This is a genomic window from Bartonella sp. MR168JLCBS (assembly GCF_042194175.1).
The window spans coordinates 1-1,104 of the sequence record NZ_JBHIMP010000142.1 but is presented as its reverse complement, the minus strand read 5'-3'; the positions used below and the strand labels follow the sequence as shown (position 1 = coordinate 1,104).

Below are 1,104 nucleotides of genomic sequence, written 5' to 3'. Positions count from 1 at the left end.
TGAACCAGATTAGATGTATGAATCTTGAGGGGAATTTTGCTGTGGTGGAGGCTGGCGTTATTTTACAGGACTTCCAGAAAAAAGTGGCTGAATCGGATCGTTTTTTCCCTCTTTCTCTGGGTTCAGAAGGCTCCTGTCAGATAGGGGGAAATCTTTCATCTAATGCTGGAGGAACAGCCGTTTTAGCTTATGGCAATATGCGTGAGCTTTGTCTTGGTTTAGAAGTTGTTTTGCCTGATGGTCGTATTTTAGATGATTTGCGTTTTGTGAAGAAAGACAATAGCGGCTATGATTTGAAAAATCTCTAGGCGTTATCACTGCAGCAGTTTTAAAACTTTTTCCAAAGATCAGAGGAAAAGCAGTTGCCTTTGTGGGCTTACACAGTCCAGCTAAGGCTCTTGAATTTTTATCTCTTGCTCAGAGCTATGGTGGAGGGATGTTGACTGGTTTTGAGCTGATGGGACAACTGAGCTTACAAATGGCTTTAGATTATAAAATGTGCGAGAAGTCTCCTTTTGAACATGGGCATGAATGGTATGTCTTAATTAATATTTCATCATTACGGGGTGATGATGAGGCATTATCGGTGTTACATACTATTTTGGAAGAATCTTTAAAGAATGCAGTGATCGAAGATGCGGTTATTGCGCAATCATTAAAGCAGCAAGATTTTTTCTGGCAATTACGTGAAAGTATGTCACATGCACAAAAGTTAGCAGGAAGATCTATTAAGCACGACATTGCGGTACCTATTATTTCCATTCCTGATTTTATCGCTGAGGCAGCTCTTATTGTTGAAGATATTGCTCCAGGTGCGCGGGTGGTTTGTTTTGGACACATGGGCGATGGAAATCTGCATTATAATATTGCACAGCCCCTTGGAGCTGATACTGCGGCGTTTTTACAGTTATGGTCACAAATGAATCATCGCATTCACGCTCTAGTAATGGACTATAAGGGCACATTTTCTGCAGAACATGGAATTGGTCAGCTTAAGCGTGAAGAACTTCGCACTTTCAAATCACCTGTTGCATTAGACATTATGCAGAAGATTAAGAAAACACTCGACCCGTTAGGGATTATGAACCCTGGAAAAATATTATA

At 40.7% G+C, this 1,104-nt stretch carries 1 pseudogene; it reads left to right on the top strand.

Annotation, left to right across the window (positions count from 1 at the left end):
• Nucleotides 1-1,104 (top strand): annotated as a pseudogene (locus tag ACFIK8_RS09865) (FAD-binding oxidoreductase); the annotation flags it as partial.